14 protein-coding genes are annotated in these 19,319 nt (G+C 68.8%); 8 read left to right on the forward strand and 6 right to left on the reverse strand.

All coding sequences use genetic code 11. From position 1 onward, the window contains the following. Nucleotides 1-76 precede the first annotated feature (76 nt). Nucleotides 77-3,214 (forward strand): NHL domain-containing protein, encoded by a 3,138-nt coding sequence (locus KDL01_RS11100; RefSeq protein ID WP_212528335.1) that lies wholly within the window; start codon nucleotides 77-79, stop codon nucleotides 3,212-3,214. A gap of 26 nt (nucleotides 3,215-3,240) precedes the next feature. Beyond that, a complete protein-coding gene (locus tag KDL01_RS11105) occupies nucleotides 3,241-4,818 on the forward strand; it encodes a phospholipase C (protein ID WP_212528336.1) in 1,578 nt (525 codons plus the stop codon). Between the two features lie 62 nt (nucleotides 4,819-4,880). Here the strand turns inward: KDL01_RS11105 and KDL01_RS11110 are convergent, their stop codons facing one another. Together KDL01_RS11110 and lysS are read right to left on the reverse strand one after the other, a co-directional pair. Further along, nucleotides 4,881-5,696: an SOS response-associated peptidase gene (locus KDL01_RS11110; RefSeq protein WP_212528337.1), complete on the reverse strand. Its 816-nt coding sequence runs from the start codon at nucleotides 5,694-5,696 to the stop codon at nucleotides 4,881-4,883. A gap of 98 nt (nucleotides 5,697-5,794) precedes the next feature. Continuing rightward, on the reverse strand, nucleotides 5,795-7,504 hold the full coding sequence (gene lysS, locus KDL01_RS11115) for a lysine--tRNA ligase (protein ID WP_212528338.1): 1,710 nt from the start codon (nucleotides 7,502-7,504) through the stop codon (nucleotides 5,795-5,797). A gap of 139 nt (nucleotides 7,505-7,643) precedes the next feature. Here lysS and KDL01_RS11120 point away from each other — a divergent pair, with 139 nt between their 5' ends. Together KDL01_RS11120 and KDL01_RS11125 are read left to right on the forward strand one after the other, a co-directional pair. Further along, the gene (locus KDL01_RS11120; RefSeq protein WP_212528339.1) at nucleotides 7,644-8,582 is read left to right on the forward strand and encodes a NaeI family type II restriction endonuclease; all 939 of its coding nucleotides are present in this window, start codon (nucleotides 7,644-7,646) and stop codon (nucleotides 8,580-8,582) included. Between the two features lie 78 nt (nucleotides 8,583-8,660). Next, on the forward strand, nucleotides 8,661-9,053 hold the full coding sequence (locus KDL01_RS11125) for a very short patch repair endonuclease (RefSeq protein ID WP_246576268.1): 393 nt from the start codon (nucleotides 8,661-8,663) through the stop codon (nucleotides 9,051-9,053). Here the strand turns inward: KDL01_RS11125 and KDL01_RS11130 are convergent. The 3 genes from KDL01_RS11130 to KDL01_RS11140 all read right to left on the reverse strand — a co-directional run bounded on the left by KDL01_RS11130 (nucleotide 8,938) and on the right by KDL01_RS11140 (nucleotide 11,334). Further along, nucleotides 8,938-10,128 (reverse strand): DNA cytosine methyltransferase, encoded by a 1,191-nt coding sequence (locus KDL01_RS11130; protein WP_212528341.1) that lies wholly within the window; start codon nucleotides 10,126-10,128, stop codon nucleotides 8,938-8,940. The two genes, KDL01_RS11125 and KDL01_RS11130, sit on opposite strands and share 116 nt — an antisense overlap. A 169-nt stretch (nucleotides 10,129-10,297) precedes the next feature. Beyond that, nucleotides 10,298-10,624: a hypothetical protein gene (locus tag KDL01_RS11135; protein WP_212528342.1), complete on the reverse strand. Its 327-nt coding sequence runs from the start codon at nucleotides 10,622-10,624 to the stop codon at nucleotides 10,298-10,300. Between the two features lie 8 nt (nucleotides 10,625-10,632). Then, the gene (locus KDL01_RS11140) at nucleotides 10,633-11,334 is read right to left on the reverse strand and encodes a hypothetical protein (protein ID WP_212528343.1); all 702 of its coding nucleotides are present in this window, start codon (nucleotides 11,332-11,334) and stop codon (nucleotides 10,633-10,635) included. Between the two features lie 311 nt (nucleotides 11,335-11,645). On the opposite strand from KDL01_RS11140, the gene KDL01_RS11145 reads away from it, so the two are divergent. The 4 genes from KDL01_RS11145 to KDL01_RS11160 all read left to right on the forward strand — a co-directional run bounded on the left by KDL01_RS11145 (nucleotide 11,646) and on the right by KDL01_RS11160 (nucleotide 17,905). After that, nucleotides 11,646-12,341: a KpnI family restriction enzyme N-terminal domain-containing protein gene (locus KDL01_RS11145; RefSeq protein WP_212528344.1), complete on the forward strand. Its 696-nt coding sequence runs from the start codon at nucleotides 11,646-11,648 to the stop codon at nucleotides 12,339-12,341. 51 nt (nucleotides 12,342-12,392) lie between these two features. After that, nucleotides 12,393-13,802: a ParB N-terminal domain-containing protein gene (locus KDL01_RS11150; RefSeq protein WP_212528345.1), complete on the forward strand. Its 1,410-nt coding sequence runs from the start codon at nucleotides 12,393-12,395 to the stop codon at nucleotides 13,800-13,802. Next, nucleotides 13,803-15,626, forward strand: a complete 1,824-nt coding sequence (locus KDL01_RS11155; RefSeq protein WP_212528346.1) for a DEAD/DEAH box helicase — start codon at nucleotides 13,803-13,805, stop codon at nucleotides 15,624-15,626. 1,058 nt (nucleotides 15,627-16,684) lie between these two features. Continuing rightward, nucleotides 16,685-17,905 carry a site-specific integrase gene (locus KDL01_RS11160; RefSeq protein WP_212528347.1) on the forward strand — a complete coding sequence of 407 codons (1,221 nt, stop codon included), beginning with the start codon at nucleotides 16,685-16,687 and terminating at the stop codon, nucleotides 17,903-17,905. A 140-nt stretch (nucleotides 17,906-18,045) separates the two neighbouring features. Here KDL01_RS11160 and KDL01_RS11165 read toward each other — a convergent pair whose 3' ends face one another. Then, entirely contained in the window at nucleotides 18,046-18,912 is an 867-nt protein-coding gene (locus KDL01_RS11165) for a hypothetical protein (RefSeq protein ID WP_212528348.1), read from the reverse strand. Nucleotides 18,913-19,319: the final 407 nt, after the last annotated feature.

A 19,319-nucleotide genomic window follows, 5' to 3' on the forward strand; every position in this document is an offset into this window, starting at 1 on the left:
AACGTTCACACGGGAGTCGTCCCCGGGCCACGAAAGATCTCTGCTTCGTCCGTGGCGGGCTCGGTTAATGGGATCCATGAGAATTCCCAGACAGTTGCGCTGGACGGCTGTGGCGGCAGCCCTCGCGGTGGCGACCGCGGCCGGCGTCGAGGCGCTCGGCTCCGGCGGCGGCACCGCGGCCGCGGCCAGCATTCTGCAGACCTATGCCGCCGCGTGCCCCAGCGCGGACGTGGTCGCGCCCGCCTTCGGCAGCAACCTGATCGAGAACGCCGGCGCCGAGGACTACACCGCCGTCACCGCGTTCGGCGAGCCCGCCACCGACACGCAGTCCGTGCCCGACTGCTGGACCGCCACGTCCCCGATGAGCGCGCCCGGCGCCGTCCTGGAGTCGGCCTCCTCCTCGGGCGTGGCCGGCGCGACCGGCAGCCGCACCTTCTACGGCGGCTACGACTACGACTCCCCGCAGGTCTCGATCGTGGGCGTGACCACCACCGCCACGCAGCTGATCGATGTCAGCTCCCTGAACGCCGACGGCGGCGCGTACACCTTCACCGGCGAGGTCGGCGGCTACACCACCCAGACCGACTACGCCACGGTGACCGCGAACTTCGAGAACGCCGACGGCACCTCGCTCGGCACGGCCACCCTCGGCCCGGTGGCCCCGGCCCTGCGGGGCAGCGTCACCAGCCTGATCCCGCAGGCGGCGACGGGCACGGTTCCGGCCGGCACCAAGCAGATCCTGGTCACCATCGACTCCACCGGAGTCAGCGCCGGCTACGGGATCGACGGCCGCGCCGACAACCTGAACCTGACCATCGCCGCGAGCGGGTCCGGCCAGAGCTACGCCGCGCCCTGCCCGTCCGCGGACGCGGTGACCCCCGCCCTGAACACCAACCTGATCGAGAACCCGGGAGCCGAGGACTACACCGCGGCCACGGACCTCGGCGCGCCCGCCGGTGACACCCAGACCGTCGCGGACTGCTGGTCGAGTTCTTCCCCGCTCACCGCCCCGGACGGCACCCAGGAGTCGGCCGCCTCCAGCTACCCGGGCGTCACCGGCAGCCGGGACTTCTACGGCGGCACCAACCCGAGCACCGTCGCGGTGGCGGGCGTGGTCACCACCGGCAGCCAGCTGATCGATGTGAGCGCGCTCAAGGCCGGCGGGCAGCCGTTCAAGCTGACCGGTGACGTCGGCGGCTACTCGACCCAGAGCGACTACGCCGTGGTCCAGGCCACCTTCGAGGACGCGGACGGCGCGAGCCTCGGCACCGCCGAGATCGGCCCGGCCACCGCGGCCGACCGCGGCAGCGTCTCCGAACTGCTGCCGGACGGCGACTACGGCACCGTTCCCACCGGCACCGCGAAGGTCCTGGTCACCATCATCACCCAGGCGATCAACGCCGGCGCCAACAGCGACGGCACCGCGGACAACCTGAACCTGACCATCGGTCAGAGCGCCACCGGCCAGAACTACACCGCGCCCTGCCCGGCCGCGGACGTGGTCACCCCGGCGCTCGATGGCAACCTGATCGAGAACGGCGGCGCCGAGGACTACACGGCGGCCACCGCGCTCGGCGCCCCGATCGGCGACGACCAGACCATCGCGGACTGCTGGACCAGCAGCTCGCCGCTCAGCCCGCAGGACGGCACCCAGGAGTCGCGCACGTCCACCTACCCGGGCGTGACCGGCAGCCGGGTGTTCTACGGCGGCACCAACCCCAGCACCGTCTCCATCCCGGGCATCGCCACCACCGGCACCCAGACGATCGACCTGAGCTCGCTGGCGGTGGACGGCCAGCCGTTCGAGCTGTCCGGCTCGCTCGGCGGCTACTCGACTCAGAGCGACTACGCGACCGTCTCGGCCACGTTCAAGGACGCCCAGGGGAACACGCTGAGCACGGCGGCCATCGGCCCGGTCACCGCGGCCCAGCGCAACAACATCAGTAGCCTGATCCCGCAGGCCTGGTACGGCGACGTTCCGGCCGGCGCGAAGTCGGTGCTGGTGACGATCAGCACGGTCGGCGTCAGCAGCGGCGCCAACAGCGACGGCACCGCGGACAACCTGAGCCTGACCATCGGCTCCAGCGCGGTCCCGGCCGGCCCGGTGCTGCAGACGATGCAGTACTCCTCGGTGGGCGAGGACGCCGGCACGCACGTGGACCCGGGCAGCGGCGCCGTCGTGGCCAACGTGGTGCCCGGCTCGCTCTACCGTCCGGTGGGCATCTCCGCGGCCGACGGCTCGGTGTACGTGTCGAACACCGGTGACAACGTGCTGGCCCGGCTGCAGAACGGCGCCACCTCGGTCATCGGCGGTTCGCTCGAGGCCGACGGCGAGGCGGGCGACGGCGGAAAGGCCGTCGACGCCACGCTCTACCAGCCCGCCGGCAGCGCGCTCGACGCGGCCGGCGATGTGTTCCTGGCCGACGCCGGGGACAACGTGATCCGCGAGATCACCCCGGACGGCGTGATCCACCGCTTCGCCGGCAGCGGCGTGGCGGGGGACCAGAAGACCGGCTCCGCGGTCAAGGGCGTGGAACTCGACCACCCCGAGGCCGTCGCGGTCAACGCGTCCGGCGACGTCTACGTCTCGGACACCTACAACAACCGCGTGCTCGAGTTCTCCCCCAAGGGCGCGCTGCTGCAGGTGATCGGCACCGGCCACGCCGGTTGCGCCGGTGACGGCAGGGCATCGCAGTCCGCGCAGCTCAACCAGCCGACCGGGCTCGCCCTCGACGCCCAGGGCAACCTCTACATCGCGGACTCCGGCAACAACCTGATCCGCCGGGTGGACGCGAAGACCGGGCGTATCAGCACCGTGGCGGGCGACTACGCCGCGGCCCAGGCGAACGACGGCCTCGGCGGATTCTCCGGCGACGGCGGACCGGCCACCGCGGCCCAGCTCAACGACCCGCAGGGGATCGCGCTGGACGGCGCCGGCGACCTGTTCATCGCGGACACCTTCAACAACGCGATCCGCGAGGTCACCCCGGCCGGAACCATCAGCACCGTGGTCAACGCGACCGCCACCCAGGGCGGCGAGACCAGCGGCGCCGCCCCGACCGCCTCCGAGCTCAACACGCCAGAGGCCGTCGCGGTGGACCCGTCCACGGACCTGCTCTACATCGCCGACACGCGCAACAGCGCGGTGGCCGAGGTGCTCGGCCTGGCCCGGCCCGGCAGCGCCGCGGGCCCGACGGCCCCGTCAGGGTCCTGACAGCGGCCCCCAGGAGGAGAGAGATCATGAACGACAAGCAGTTTCCGCTGAGCCCGGCCCTGTCCCGCCGCCGCTTCATCACCAGCGCGGCCGCCCTGGCCGGCGCCGCGGGCGCGTCCGGCGTGCTGCCGGCGAACCTGGCCGCCAAGGCGGCCGGCGCGGCGAACCCGGGCACGGCGAGCCTGTCCCAGATCAAGCACGTCGTGTACGTGATGATGGAGAACCGGTCCTTCGACCACTACTTCGGCACCTACCCCGGCGCCCGCGGCTTCGACGACAGGACCGCGATCCGGCTGCCGAACGGCAACTCCGTCTTCCAGCAGCCCGACCCGGCCAACCCGGACGGGTACCTCGAGCCCTTCCACATGTCCACCATCACCACCGGCGCGGCCGCGGTCCCCTCACTCTCGCACGACTGGCGCGACCAGCACGCGGCGTGGAACCACGGCGCCATGGACGGGTGGCTGACCACCCACCTCGCCTCCGACGGCGAGGTGAACGGCTCGTACACCATGGGCTACTTCACCCGCGAGGACATCCCGTTCCACTGGGCGCTGGCCGAGTCCTTCACCCTGCTGGACAACTACCACTGCTCGGTGATGGGCCCGACGGACCCGAACCGGCTGGTGTGGATGTCAGGGAACAACGACCCGCAGGGGAAGTACGGCGGCCCGGTGCTCGAGACCGTGACGCCGAACCCGCTCGGCTACCCGACCGCGGCCGAGACGCTGTACCACGCCGGATACAGCGTCAAGACCTACTTCTCGGGTGCCACCAGCGGCTTCAACGTCTTCGCCTGGTTCGCCAACTTCCAGGGCACCGGGCTCGTGCCCGCCGGGCTGTACAACTCGGTGATGACGGGTGACACGCTCTACGGCGACGCCACCCCCGGCGGCGTCGGCGACCCGCTCAGCCCGACCCTCGCGGCCGACCCGACGCTGGCCTTCGAAGAGGACTGCGCCAACGGCGTGCTGCCCGACGTGAGCTGGCTGTTCATGCCGAGCGCCGCCGACGAGCACCCGCCGAACCTCCCGGCGGCCGGCGCGCAGTACCTGGCCTCCAAGCTCGAGGCGCTGGCGTCCAACGAGGACCTGTGGAACTCGACCGTGTTCGTGCTCAACTACGACGAGAACGACGGGTTCTTCGACCACGTGGTGCCCCCGACCCCGCGCTACGACCAGCACCCCGAGGAGTTCGTGGACCAGGCCTCGCCGAAGGGCACGCCGGGCGGCGGCCTGCCGGTCGGCGCCGGGTTCCGGGTCCCGTGCATCATCGTCTCCCCGTGGACCGTGGGCGGCCGGGTCTTCTCCGAGGTCTCCGACCACACCTCGGGCCTGCGCCTGATCGAGTCGATCACCAAGGCGGGCGGCCTGTCCGGGCACGGCCCGGTCACCTTCGGCCCGATCAGCACGTGGCGGCGCGAGACCTTCGGCGACTTCACCGGAGCGCTGCGGCTGAACGAGAAGAAGCCGGCCCCCGGCAACACCCAGTTCGACGCCGACACCACGGCGGCCAACCTGGCCGCCCAGACCACGGCCGCGGCCCAGCCGATGCCGACCCGCCCCGGTGCCACCCAGTCCCTGCCGCACCAGCTCGGGAAGTGACCCGCTGAAATACGCCGGGCCGTCCGCGACACGCGGGCGGCCCGGTTTCCTCCGGCGGCCGGTCAGCGCAGCTCGACCGGCCGGTCCGGCACCTCGAGCGCGGGCTGGATCAGCTGCGGCCCGTTGTTGCGCACGTTGTTGACCGCCGTGCTCACCGGATCCGCCCGCATCCCGGTCGTGGCCGGCACCAGCAGCTCGCGCAGATCGGTGTCCTCGGGCGGCTCCGGGTCCAGCCAGGCGTCGTACGCCTCGGCCGGGACGAGCAGCGGCGCCCGGTCGTGGATGCGGCCGGCTTCGTCAGTGGCCTGCGTCGTGAGCACGGTGGCGCTCCACAGCCAGGCGTCCGGATCCTCGCGCTCACGCTCCGGATCGCGCCAGAGTTCGTAGAGCCCTGCCATGGCCAGCGTGGCGTCGTCCGGGCGGTGGATGAAGTACGGCTGCTTGTACGGCTTGCCGGCCTTCGCGCCCTTGCCGCCGCCCTCCTCGGCCGCGTCCTCGGCGCCGACCTGCTCCCACTCGTAGAACCCGAGGGCCGGCAGGATGCAGCGCCGCTTGGCGAAGGCCTTGCGGAACGAGGGCTTGTCCGGCGCCGTCTCGACCCGCGCGTTGATCAGCCGGTTGCCGATGGAGGGATCCTTGGCCCAGGACGGCACCAGTCCCCAGCGCAGCATGCGCAGCTGCCGCTCCGGCACCCGCGCGCCCTCGCCGCCCTCCTCGTCCGTCTCGGCCCGGCGTTCCCGGGTCAGCACGGCCAGGACGGGCTTAGTGGGCGCGACGTTGTAGTCCGGCTCCATCGATCCCTCGACCGTGATCCGGACGACGTCGAACTCCTTGGCCAGCTCCCGCGGGCTGTGTACCGCGACATAACGACCACACATACCTCCGAGCCTACGGGCGGGCGCGCGAGGTCGCCCGCCCGCTCGTAAGCACGGGTGGATGCGGCGCGGATGCGGTGCGGCCGTGGAGACCGGCCGGCTCAGCCGGCCGCGAGCAGGTCCCGGATGCGCTCGGCACCGAGCGCGAGCAGCAGCGTGGGCAGCCGGGGGCCGGTGTCGCGGCCCACCAACAGCACGTAGAGCAGGGCGAACAGCTCGCGCTGGGCGACCTTGAGCTCCGGGCTGGCCGGGGCGTCCAGGCTCAGGCCGGCCTGCAGCTTGGGCACGCCGTAGAGCAGGCTGGTCAGCGCGGGCAGCGACCAGTTCGCGTCCAGGCCGTCGAGCAGCAGCTTGAGCGCCTCGCGCTGGGTGGGCGTGAGCGCGGCCAGCCGCTCGGCGTCCGGCTCGGCCCGCACGTGCGTGCGCTCCTCGGCCGGGAGATAGCCGAGCACCCAGGCCTCGGCCCGGTCCAGCCGGGGCCTGGTCTGGTCGAGGCTCTCCAGCCGTCCCTCGCCGCCCTCGGCCATGTCCCGCAGGATGCGCAGCATCTGGTGCTCGTCGCCGGTGGTCACGTCCACGACCGAGGCGAGCGTGCGGAACGGCAGCGCCACCGGTGTCGCCGGCAGCGTGTGGCCCGCCGTGCCGGCGGAACGCGCGTACACGGCCGCCTCCAGCGGGCTCGCCGCGTCGTCCGCGATCTTCCGGCCGAGCGCGTCCCACTCGTCGTAGACGCGGTTGATCTCCTGGTCGAACGCCACGGTGATGGCCTGGCTGGGCTTGCGCCGCGCGTAGACCCAGCGCAGCAGCGGGGCCTCCAGGATCTCGAGCGCGTCCGCCGGCGTCGGCGCGCCGCCCTTGGAGCTGCTCATCTTCGCCGAGCCGCTGATCCCGACGAAGGAGTAGCCGAGGTAGGACGGCGGCTGCCCGCCGAAGATCTCGCGCACCAGCTGCGAGCCGACGGTGAAGCTCGAGCCGGGGGAGGAGTGGTCCACGCCGCCCGCCTCGAAGGTCACGCCCTCGAAGGCCCAGCGCATCGGCCAGTCGACCTTCCACACCAGCTTGCCCACCCCGCCCACGCGCACGTCCACCGCGTCCGCGTGCCCGCACGCGCAGGTGTAGTCGGCCACGAAGGTCTCCGCGTCGTACGCGGTGATGGTGGTCAGGTCGCGCTCGCAGGCGGAGCAGTAGGGCTTGAACGGGTAGTAGCTCGCGCCCACCGCGCGGTCGTCGTCGCCCTCGGCCTCGGACTCGACCTCCTCGCCCTCGGCGTTCACCGGCGCCGCCTTCTTCGCGGTCCGGTACCGCCCGAGCACCGCGTCGATCCGGGCCCGCTCGGTCATGGCCAGCATGATCTGTTCCCGGTACGCCCCCGCGGCGTACATCGCGGTCTGGCTGATCTCCTCGATCTCCACCCCGAGCGCCCGCAGCGCCGCGCGGAAGGGCTCCTTGAAGTGCTCGGCCCAGTTCGCGTGCTCCCCGCACGGATCCGGCACCGCCGTCAGCGGCTTGCCCACGTGCTGCGCGAACGACTCCGGGTCCTCGACCCCCGCCGGGACCTTCCGCAGCCGGTCGTAGTCGTCCCAGGACAGGATGTGCCGGCACTCCAGCCCCCGCCGCCGCAGCTCGTCCGCCACGAAGTGAGGCACCATCACCTCGCGCAGGTTCCCGAGGTGGATCCGCCCCGACGGGCTGATCCCGGACGCGCACACCAGCGCCGCCCCCGCCCCCCGGCGCTCCGCCTCGGCGATCACCTGGTCCGCGGCCTCCCGCACCCAGTCACCCTGCTTCGCCGCCTTGGTCGTGCCAGACACGTGCTGTTCTCCTACCGGGCCGATCAGTGAGACGTCAGCATGATACGGCGCCCGTATCACCGAAGGCACACTCAGGTGCGCGCCCCCGGCGGTGGGATTTCGGATGCCGCGGCGTCCGCTCAGCGGATAGGGTCTCCGCGTGGCTGACTACTCAGACGGCGTAGAGGCGGGTTCGTGTGACAGCCAGCTGGAAGATGTCGCCGCGGCGCTGTTCGCGCTAGACCCGGACGGTTCGAAGATCGGCAGCGTACTGCGGAAGACCATCGATGGGCTGCTGGACGGCGAGGAGACCGGCCGCTATCGCTGGGACCAGCTGTACAAGACGGAGAAGACGCACTGCGGGACCCTGTTCGAGATCAATCTCCAGCGCGCGTTCGATTTCCACGGCGGCGCCGAGCTCGACTACGAGATTGCCGGCATCGACGTCGACTGCAAGTTCTCCCAGGACCTCTGGAAGTGGATGATCCCGCCGGAGGCCGTGGGCAAGCTGTGCCTCGTGGTCTGGGCCAGCGACCAGAAGTCCCGCTGGTGCGCTGGCCTGGTGCGGCCGCACGAGGGCATTCTCACCGGCGGCACGAACCGGGACAGCAAGAGGACCCTCAAGCTCGAGGGGCGCTCGGCGGTACGGCGCCTGTTCTGGGACATGCTGCTGCCGGAGAACACACTGCTGCACCTGTCGGTGTCGGACCTCGAGGCGATCCTCGGGCAGCCCTCGAGGCAGAAGGGCCTCGACGAGCTGTTTCGGCGCGTCCAGCGCCGGCTTATCAGCCGAAATGTGGTGGCTACCGTGGCCCGGCAGCGGGACTACATGAAGCGCCTGCGCTACAACGGCGGCTCGCGCTCGAACTTGCAGCCGGAGGGTATCGTCATTTTCGGCCAGTACAAGAGCCATCAGCGCGCCGCGGCTGACCTGGGACTGGCCGTGCCGCAGGGCGGCGAATCGATCTCCGCCCGTCTAGCCCGCTATCGACCCGGCTTGCACGGGGACCTGCCGCGGACGAGCCTGGACGGGCAGGACTGGGTGCTGGCCGGCCCGGCCGACCCGGTTGAGCGCGCCCCGAAACTTCCCCAGGTATAGGCAATGACGAAAGAAGACGCAGGCAGCTGGGTGCGGCCGACGGGTTCCTGGGCCTCCTCGGCTGCCAACCGCACCTCGATGCAGGGCAACCGGTCACGTGATACGAAACCGGAGCTCGCGATACGCAAGCTGCTGCACGCGGCCGGCCTGCGCTACCGGGTGGACCGCAGCCCGCTCAAGGGTGTGCGGCGGCGCGCCGACATCATTTTCGGCCCGGCCAAGGTCGCGGTGTTCGTTGACGGATGCTTCTGGCACGGCTGCCCAGAGCACTTCGTGCCGCCGAAGACGAACCCCGGCTACTGGGACGGCAAGATCGGCGGCAACAGGGAGCGGGACCGTGCGACCGACGCGCTGCTCACGGCAGCAGGCTGGTCTGTTCTTCGCTACTGGGAACACGAGTCGCCGGAAGACTGCGCGCGGCGGATCGCGGACGAGGTAGCAGCGCGCCGCCCGGGGCCGACTGCCCGCTGAGCGGCTCGCGCCCTTCGGCGTGGGCGGTGAGGGCCGCCATGATGCACGAGGCGACCGCCTGAGCGACTGGAGGCGGGAATGCATTGCCGACCTGCCGGTACTGCGCGGTCTTGCCTCCGGAGAACTCCCACTTCTCCGGGAAGCCCTGCAGCAGCGCCGCCTGCTTCACCGTCAGACGCGGCCCGCGGCCCTTCGGCCCATCCAGCGTTGCCATTTCGTCGTCGTCGGCGACTCCGTGCCCGTCTACGCCCATCTGTTCCCACTGCCGCTTGGCCCTAGTCGGACCCAGGTCGGCGCCGCCGTGCTTTTTGGATCCGCCGACCAGTGTCGGCGCGACCCGGTCTGCCTTCTTCACCCAGAGGTCTAGGTCCTTGCCCTCGAGGCCGCGACGGCGCATCGATGCACGCAATGCCTGTCCCACCGTCTTGGTCGGGATGGGCTGCTTGCCGGCTCCGGCGGTGCCCGGGATCATGTCGTCGTCAGTTTCGGCTGTGGTGACAGCGCGCGGCTGGGGGAAGTACGGAGCGTATTCGGGCTTGACGGCGACCAGGATGGATCGGGGCCGCAGCTGCGAGGTGCCGAAGTTGGAGGCGTTGAGGACATCCCAGAAGACCGGGACGTAGCCGAACCCTTCGCTGCGCAGGGTGTCGAGGATGTGCTCGCGGTACTCGAAGAACTTGTCCTGCAGCAGCCCTCGCACGTTCTCGATCATGACTGCTTTGGGCTGGAGCTGCTGGACCAGGTCGAGCATGACGGGGAACAGGTCCCGTTCGTCCTCTTGGCCCAGCTGCTTGCCGGCCAGAGAGAACGGGGGGCACGGCACGCCGCCGGCCAGCAGGTCGATCGTGGCGGGCTTGATGTCATAGGCGGCCGGGTCGAAGTCGCGCACATCCCCTTCGAAGATGTTTCCGCCCCAGCCCATGCGCTTGGAGTTCGCGGCCAAAGTGGCGCAGGCGTGCGGGTCGATCTCGACGAGTGCGAGGTGGCGGAACCCGGCGTTCTCCAGCCCGATCGCCTGACCGCCCGCGCCGGCGCAGATCTCCACTGACGTGAAGGTATGGTGCTCCCCGGCCACTTCGACTCCCTCTCCCAGCTCCGCTGTGCGCACGACAACTTTAGCCCGACTTCATCTGGCGCTAGATCCGAATCGCCGGATGCGAACAAAGTTTCGATGACGTCGACAGCGTCGATCGTGCCATCGTACGGCCTGGCGGTCCAGTCCGCCGGCAGCGCCGGCGGACTGGTCAGGCGGGCGGGTCCAGCTCGGGGCTGCCAGACTGCTCGCGCGGCGCCAGCTGGCAGTGCGGAGGGACGGCGCACTCGTGCTCGCAGCAGTAGCAGTAGACCTCGACGGGCTGATTCTTCTCGAACAGGGCGGGATCCGCGCGGGCGGCGCCGGCCAGGGCCACCTTCTTCTGGTACCGGTCGTCGTCGCCGGGGAAGCGGAAGTCGAGTTCCTCGGTGCCCTTGCACCACGGACATCGCAGCTGGCCCGTGGCTGGGTCGATCTCCGCCCAGGCCGCGTCGTCGTCGGGCGGATCCACGGCGTCGTGGGAGTCCGTGTCGGTCATGGCGGCAATCACCGTCCTTCCATGGAGTCCGAGCCCGCCAGCACTGCGGGCACGTGGGCGTGAAGGCCTACATGTGTCAATGAGCTGACGACTGACAGCGCGAAGGCCGGCCCGCGGCGTCCCGCCCCCCGAAGCAGGGCATCGGTGGCGTGGTCGAGGCCTGCGGCCGTCAGAGCGGCGGAGGCAAGGGCGATCTCTCCGGGCGGCAGCGCTGCGGCGGCGTGTGCCATCAGGGCGGACAGCTCGGAGAACCGGCCCGCGGACTCGAGTTCCGCCGCCGCCGCCGTGCCGTCCCAACAGGGTGCGGGCTCGTCGCCGGATTCGTTAATGCCGCTGTCGGCGTTGTGCCGGTGCCGGACCGGCGCAACGCCGACAGCGGGTGCGAGGCCTTTGCGTGCGAGCAGGCCCGCGGCTGCCGCACTCCTGCGCAGCTCCAGCAGTGCCTCCAGGGACACGCCCAGCGGCTCCCCCGGCGACTCTTCGGCCACCCTGTACATGCTGGTCACGAAATCCTCTGCCGGTACCCGGTGCGCTCCCAGCGCCTGGCTCAGTGCCCCCGGGCTGCAGTAGAGCCGCTTCGCGTTCGCCGCGAGCGTGGCGTGCGCGAGCCTGGTGTCGTATATCCCCCGAAGCGCGTCGGCGAATTCCTCCTGCTCAGGAGTGCATTTCTCGCGGCCAACCTTGCCAGTTAACTGTCCTCGGCGCGGCATGGTTCCCCTCCCATTTCCAGCGATACTCGAAAGTCAAATATTGCTGAGCGTATGGACGCTAGCACGGCACAACTGGGCAGGTCAACGGGTTTTCCGGGGGGCATCTTTACGATTTTTGGCAATATACTGCTGTGATTGATCCGCTACCCTGAGTATGGGTTATGTGATCTTGAAGGCTCCGCAGATTGCGCTGAATGTTTCGGCCTTCTGTAAAGATTGTTATTTGGCAGGAGTTTTACTAGACGCCCGTCTAAGGTGTGTAGCGCGGCAGCATCCGCTTGCCAGTACGCGACCGTGATGGAGGAAGAGCCGTGGAAGCAGACCAGCTGCCGTCCTGGCGGGACGAGTCGCTCTCGACGGTGAAGAGGGCCGCGCTGTGGCTCGTAGCGGAGGTCGGCGAGGGCAGTGTCTTCACCAAGGCGCAGCTGCGCGATGCGTTCCCCGACATCGCGCAGATCGACCGGCGGATGCGGGACCTGCGCGACTATGGCTGGCAGATCGACACCCGCAGAGAAGACCCGCACCTGGAGGCGCACGAGCAGCGCTTCACGCAGGCCGGCGACCCGGTTTGGGCGCCGGGCACGGCGAAGCGCCAGCGTACGGGGAGTGTGAGCGCAGTGCAGCGGCGGGAGGTGTTCCTGCGCGACGACTACATCTGCCGCTCCTGCGGTATCGCGGCCGGCGCCCGGTACAGCGACGACTCCTACGAGTCGGCCCAGCTGGACATCGCCCGGCGCATCGTGGTCAAGCCCGGCGGTGAAGAGTCCGTCGAGCTCGTCGCCGAATGCAACCGGTGCCGGGTGGGCGGCCGCGCCCTCGTCGCGGACCTCGGGAAGCTCCTTGCCGGGATCGACAGCCTCGGCGCGCTAGAGCGCCGCGTGTTCGTCGGCTGGATCAAGGCAGACAAGCGCGAGCTGGCCCTGATCGAACGGCTGTGGGGCGAGTACCGCAGCTTGCCGGCCGAGTCCCGCGATGCGGTCCGCGAAACGCTCCGCTCCGACAGCTAGCTAGTCACGACCGAGTTCAGCCTCGTCCATCCGAGTTGTAAGGAGAACGCCTTGAGCCGTTCCTACGAGCTCCCCCCCAAGGCCGCGGAGATCCGTGCCGTCATCGAGGAGAGGCTGCGCGAGGCTGTCAGCGCTGAAGGTTCGAAAGAAACCGTCACCGTTGACTGGCGCGGGCAGCCCAAGCACGTCGAGGTCATTGACCTGCCGATCGACCTGATGTACTACAACCCGGCTACCCACCGTATCCGCGCCCAGCGAAGCCACAACCTGGCGCTTGAGCAGGGCCTAGAATCGGACCCGTGGTCGACCGCAAGCCAGGACTATCTGCACTTCCTCCTGTGCGCGAACCCTGCCAACCCGTCTGAGCCCGATCCGGACCTCAAGGCCCTCGTGGAGAGCCTCGATCAGGAAGGCCAGGCGGAGCCGGGCCTGATCACCCGCGACGGCATCCTCGTCAACGGCAACACGAGGCGTGCGGCCCTGAAGAACCTGGGCAAGCGCAGCATCCGGGTCGGCGTTCTGCCAGAGTCCTGCACCTGGGAGGACATCAACCAGGTCGAGCTTTCCCTTCAGCTTCGCCCCGACAAGCGCCGGGACTACTCCTATGTCAACCGGATGCTTGCGTACGAGGAAATGATCGCGGCCGGCGTTCCGGAGCATGAAGTCGCCCGCCAGTTCCGCACTACGGTCAAAATGGTCAAGGGGGACCTGAAAATCTTGTCCCTGATCTACGAGATGGTCGACAGGAGCGCGCACGACGGGGCTTCGCTCCGCCTGGTCGACTTCGAACGGGCGCAGGAGAATCTGCGCGACTACGGGAATGCCGTCGCGCAGGCCAAGACTGTCGAGGAGGCCGAGCTGATCAAGGAATCCAAGATGGTCGCAATCGTCCTTGACTTCTCCAAGACGGATGTCCGCCTCATCGAGCACGACTTCAAGGAGCGCTACCTCGACCCCAGGCTGCCCGATCCGCTCAAGGAACCGCAGGCTGCCGTAGCGCCGGTTGCGATTCCGGGACTTGGCCGAACGTCTCGCGCCGCCAGTCCGAAGGTCGCTGCTGCCCGTGCATTCAATGACAGGGTTCTGCGTGCGAAGGCGGAGATCGTCTCGGGCTCTGCGGTCTCGAGCCAGCAGGCCGAAGAAGCCAGGCAGGTCTATACCGCCGCCCGCGAAGCCGTTGAGGAAGCACTCAAGCCCGCCGCCGGCGATGCGAGGTACAAGAAGAAGAAGCTTGCACCCTCTGACCGGATCGAAGCCGCATGCAGTGACATCCAACAGTGCATCAGCGATCTGGCCTACGCGCGCGCCTCCCGCAGTCTCGACGACGAGGCTGCGGAGACATTTGATGATTCCCTTCTTGAGCTCAAGAAGCTTCTCGGCAAGCTGGCCGGAGAGGCGCACCGCAGCTTCTCCGACGGCGAGGGCCTCGATTGGCTCATTGCCGTTGGGCGGATGCCGTAGATGACAGACGCAAGCCTTGAGATCAGCTTCGAGATCGGCCGTACTGCTGTTTTGGTGCGCGCCGGGGACGGCTACGAGGGCGCCCTGGCGCGTGTGGCTGGACGCGTGGCCACCGCGCGGATGCGCGACAGCGCCACTGCGGTGGTTCCGCTCGACGACTTCATCGCTGGACTCGACGCCGGCGCGCTGGACAACTGGCCTGACCCCGACGGGGTCGTCTGGGAGCCGTTGCTCGTCGAACTGGTCAACTCGGTGCTGGACGACGGCGACCGTGTCCGGGGGCAGCTTTCCGGAGACCCGGAAGCCGCCCACGGCGCCGTCGAGGCGGACCAGTTGCCCGCGATCTTGGGGCCGGGATGGAAGGCTGACCTGACTGCGTTCCAACGCCGCAACGCCGCACGCCTGCTCTCGTTGCGCCATGGCGCTGATTTCAGCGTTCCCGGGGCTGGAAAGACCCGTGAGGCGCTTGCGGTCCTCGCTGCGCTGCGCGAGCAGGGGGAAATCCGCAGAGCCCTGGTCGTGTGCCCGAAATCCGCCTACGAGTCCTGGCGCTACGAGTCGGCGGAGTGTCTGACCACGCCATTGAACACCCAGGTCATGGGCGCTTACCCGGACCCGAGTGCCGACATCGTCCTCGTCAACTACGAGCGCCTGGACCGGTCGCTGCCGGATTTGTGTGATTGGCTGGCCGCGCAGCCCGCGATGCTCGTACTCGACGAGGCGCACCGCATGAAGCGCGGGGTGCGAGGTGTATACGGTGCCGCCTGCATGGCCCTGGGACCGCTCGCTAAGCGCCGCATGATCCTTACCGGTACTCCCGCGCCTAACGGGGCAGCGGACCTCGCGAGCCTCCTGGGGTTCGTCTGGCCCGGCTCGGGCAGCCGGACGGTCAACGATGCCGTGGGCGACAACGATCTCGCCTATGCCAGCCGGATTCTCAAACCCCTGTTCACCAGGACCACGAAGGCAGAGCTCGGTCTGCCGCCCGTTGACTTGAAGATCGTGCGCGTCCCCTTGGGCGGCCTGCACGGGGAGATCTACAGCGCGCTGGCCGGCAGCTTCTCGGCCCGTGCCGAAGCCTCCCGCGATGAGCTTGAGAGGCTGGGACGGACCATGCTCAGGCTCTTGATGGCGGCCACGAGCCCGGCGCTCCTGATGGAGGGCGTCAGCCGCTACGACCCGCTGGACTACCAGGTCCCGCACCTGGCGGTACCTCCCGAGGATCCGCTCCATGTGCTGCTGGAGAGACTGCCGAGCTATGAGGTCGCGCCGAAGCACAGGGAAGTGCTGGCCATCGTGCGGGACAACGCCGCGATGGGCCGCAAGACGATCGTCTGGTCGACTTTCGTACGCAACCTGACGACCATGGAGGCCGTCCTGGCTGACTTCAAGCCCGCGGTGGTATTCGGCGGCACTGTGGACCGCGAGGAGCAGATCCGGCGTTTTCGCCGTGATCCTGACTGCGCGGTGCTGCTCTCCAACCCCGCCACCTTGGGTGAGGGCATCAGCCTGCACCACGAGTGTCACGACGCGGTTTACCTGGACCGGGACTTCCAAGCCGGGCGTTTCCTGCAGAGTCTCGACCGTATCCACCGCCTCGGGCTGCCCCCGGATGCCGAGACCCGGGTCATAGTCCTGGCCTCGGAAGGCACCATCGACGAGGTGGTTGCCGACCGGCTGCGCAGCAAGCTGGAATTTATGGGCCGGATCCTGGATGACCCGGCGGTCCAGCAGCTCGCCGATCTGGAGGAGGCGACGACCGTCGTAGGCGGTATGGACGCCGAAGATATCCTCGCGCTACAGCGTCACCTTCAGCGAGGATAAGCATCCATTGCGTGCTGTTTTGGCCAGAGGACATGCCGCACGCTTCGCGCCCGCTCGATCGGCAGTCGGCCTAGCGGGCGCGAGGCTGCCCGGCCTGGTGGCCCTAGCCGCCGCCTCATCCAGGCCGGGGGTGGTGTGTAAAGACTTGGCAATAGATGCCCGAGCCTGTGGTGATTCATCGAGGGCGTCAGACGCGAAAGCCCCACCGGAGATCCGGTGGGGCTCGTTACCTGCATTAATACGAGTGGACGATACTGGGATTGAACCAGTGACCTCTTCCGTGTCAGGGAATCGGTCGCGAACGTGATTGCGGCTCCGGGCTGGGATCCACCGGTCATCCAGTGTCATGACCTGTGATGTTTTCGAATATATCCCATTTGAGGCGTAGCCGCCGCGAGGGCGATTGATCCCTTTTACCGGGGTCCGTGACACTCCCTTCCTCCATCAAACGTGGAGCACGGCTCGACGCCTCATCGCTGGATGGCCGGCAAGGTAACAATTCGGCCTCGCGAATCGACCATGATTGCGCATAAATATGTCCAACCATCTGACCTGCTGAGACTTGAGAAATCGGTTCGAGTCGACGGATTGTCATATTTCGCTGAGGGGTGCGAGGCGCGACTCGTGAGGAATTATGAGCCTTGTCGGCGCCCACTGCGCTAGAGGTTCGGAAGCGCTCATTTTGAGTGATTCCGAGCAACGCCCTGAGTGATTCCCAGACGGCGATATTTATGCAGAGCTAGTGGCGCCTGCTGCGATCTGGGGTTCGGTCTTGGCGCTGACCTGCGCAGAGGGTCGGCGGAGGCCATGTATATCGAGCAGACGGGCTGTCATTGCCATCGGGCTGCCTCGTCCGGGGAAGCGGTCATGCGGCCCGTGCCGGGGTCACGGTTGAGCGGCGACCGCCCCTTTTTATCTGATGATCGCTCCGATTCGTGGTCTTTATGCGCCGCCCGGCCGTGTGCGTGTCGGATGCTCCGCGGCCGACGGGCACCTCGGTGTTGGGCGCGTTCGTGCGCCGGCCGCGGGCAGCGGATCTGAGCAGAAAGGTGTGTGGGATGGCGTGGGTTGAGGACATGAACGGCCGGTTCCGGGTGCGGGCGTATGGGCCGGATGGACGGGTGGCGACGATGGCGTGGTGTCAGGGGCGGGAGGAGGCGGTGGCGTTCGCGGCGAAGGTGCCGCGGGCCACGCCCGACCGGGGGGCGCGTCGAGAGCGGCGGGCGTTGCGTCTGCGCGAGCGGGGCCATGCTGTGGGGCCGCTGATCCGTCCCGGTTCGGACCCGCGGCTCGAGGCGTGGGTGACGGCGTGGCGCACGGGACTGCGGGTGAACGCGGCGACCAGGGCGCGCTACGAGTGTCTGCTGGGTGTCCATATCCTGCCCCGGTTCGGCTGGATGCGCCTGTCCGCGATCAGCCGCGCCGAGATCAGGGCGTGGAGCCTGAAACTGAGCGCGACGTACGCGCCGTCCACGGTCGCATCGATCCTGGCTCTCTTGTCGGGGATCTTGGCCGAGGCCGTCCGCGGCGGCCTGATGCCCGTCAACCCCGCCAGCCAGATGGGTCTGCCACGTCCGCGCCGAGCGGACTGGGAAGTACCCGATCCCGCGGCGATCGCCGTGCTCGCCGAGGTACTCGAGGAGGACTGGGCGCTGCTGGTGCTGCTGGGCGCCTATACGGGCATGCGCTGGGGCGAGCTGGTCGGCTTGCACCGATGCAACGTCCATCTGACCGGCGCGGGAACCGGGTTCGTGCCCTTCATCCGGGTCGATGCGGAAGTAGGGGCGCTGCACGAGGTGGGCGGGCAGATCTGGCTCGGGCCGCCCAAGACCCACGCTGCCGGACGCGACGTGCACCTGCCCGCATTCCTTGCCGAGCGCCTCGCCGCGCATCTCCAGGGCCACCCGTACCCGTTCGTGTTCTGCGGCCCGCGCGGCGGATGGCTGCGCCGCTCGAACTTCCAACGCCGCACCTGGGCGCCGGCGCTCACCGCGGCCAGAGAGCGCGGCTGCGCGATCCCGCAGGTGATGACCTTCCACCGGCTCCGACACGTACACAAATCCTGGATGGCCGAAGACCACACGCCCGTGTCTCTCCAGGACCACCGCCTCGGCCACGCTCCACACGGCATCCAAGGCACCTATGAACACCCCACCCCCGCCATGGTCACCCAGCTCATTGCGGACCTTGAGGGCCGCTGGAAAAGAGGGGGAACCTCAGTCGAGGACAGATTTCGTGACCGCCCAAGGCTGGTGGGTGCGCTGACGCCTTCTCACTAGGCTTCGCCAGAGGCTCAGCCACCCGTGGCATCGCTGCAGAGGTTCATGGCGGCTTTGCCGTCGGTGGTCATGTTCTCGATGACGCGGCCCCTCGCGTGCTTGAACGGCGCGGCCATGTATTCCTCGTCTCTGCCCTCGTCCTACTCGAACCCGACACTCGTGAGCTGAGCTTGACGTCGCACGAGTTCGCGGAATTCTGAGAGCGTCTTGCGCTCCCAAGCTTCGTGGGCCTCGTCGATGGCGTCCTCTTCGTCTTCGTCTTCCTCGCCGATGTAGACCTCCCCGGTGTCGGTGTACTCCTTGAAGATCATCCAGCAGCCGTCGATACCGGACAGGAGGTCCTCAAGGAGATCGAGCGATGCGCGGGACGGGTCGAGCGGGGTGAGCCTGATGCTGTGCAGCGTTGCGAGCCGCACGTACTCGTGGTCGGGGCCGGTGTACTTAGCCGCCTCTTGCTCGGCCTCCTCGATCCGCTCGAGGTAGGCCTCGACGTCCGGGACGTAGCCGTGCGCGACGACTGCGGTGTTGCGGATGAGGGAGACGACGACGGAGTACGCGCTCTCGCCGTCGGCGAGCTTTTCGAGGACGAAGGTTGGTGTGGTGTGGGGAAGCGCCTCGATGTCGTCGGCGACCTCCACGACGTTCGTCGGGTCGAGGCCGGATCGCTCGGCCGCGACGAGGGCGGCGGCGTGGAGCCAGTGCGCGGCGGCGACCGCCGCGGCCGTGGGGTCGAGGCTGGTGAAGAGCGTGACACTGCCGAGCGGCTCGTCGCGCAGGATGGCGTCCGCGGCAGCCACCTGGACCGGTGAAGCCTCGGGCCGGGAGAGCAGGACGGCCTGCTGGGCCCGGTCGCGCAGGTCTCCGCACTCGGCGTTCTCGATCGCGCTGATCTCCAGAGCGAATTCGGCGCGGACCCGCTCGGTGAGGCCGGCGTCAGCGATCTCGTGCAGGAGCCTGCCGAGCTGGTGCGCGGATTCGACGACGGGCTCGTAACTGACCATCATCATGCCGCGCTCAGGAAGGTTGGGGTTCGTGATGGCGTCCGGGACGCTTCCGTAAGACTCACGGGCCCTCGCCCGGCGCCACGCAGGGCTGTTGTGGTCTTCGCCGTCTCCGACGTCGGACGCCGGCTTCGTGTAGGCGCGCCAGAGACAGTCCGCCAGAATCGTCATGACGTGCGCCAGTTGCAAGCCGTGCGCGTCGCCGACAGGCGGGGCGAGCGTGGTGATCGTCGCCGCACGGTCGCCTTGCCCGGTACCCCATGTGGCGATGAGTTGCTGGTTCTGCCGGAAGTTGTCAAGTCAAGTAAGACGGCCTGTTGTTATGGATAGCGTAGGACGGGTTCTGTCTCTGGTTTCGGTTCGTTGATCCAGGCGTGCTCGGGTATCGCCGGCGGATTGGGGCGCCGGGCGAA

Source organism: Actinospica durhamensis, assembly GCF_018139695.1.
GTDB lineage: Bacteria > Actinomycetota > Actinomycetes > Streptomycetales > Catenulisporaceae > Actinospica > Actinospica durhamensis.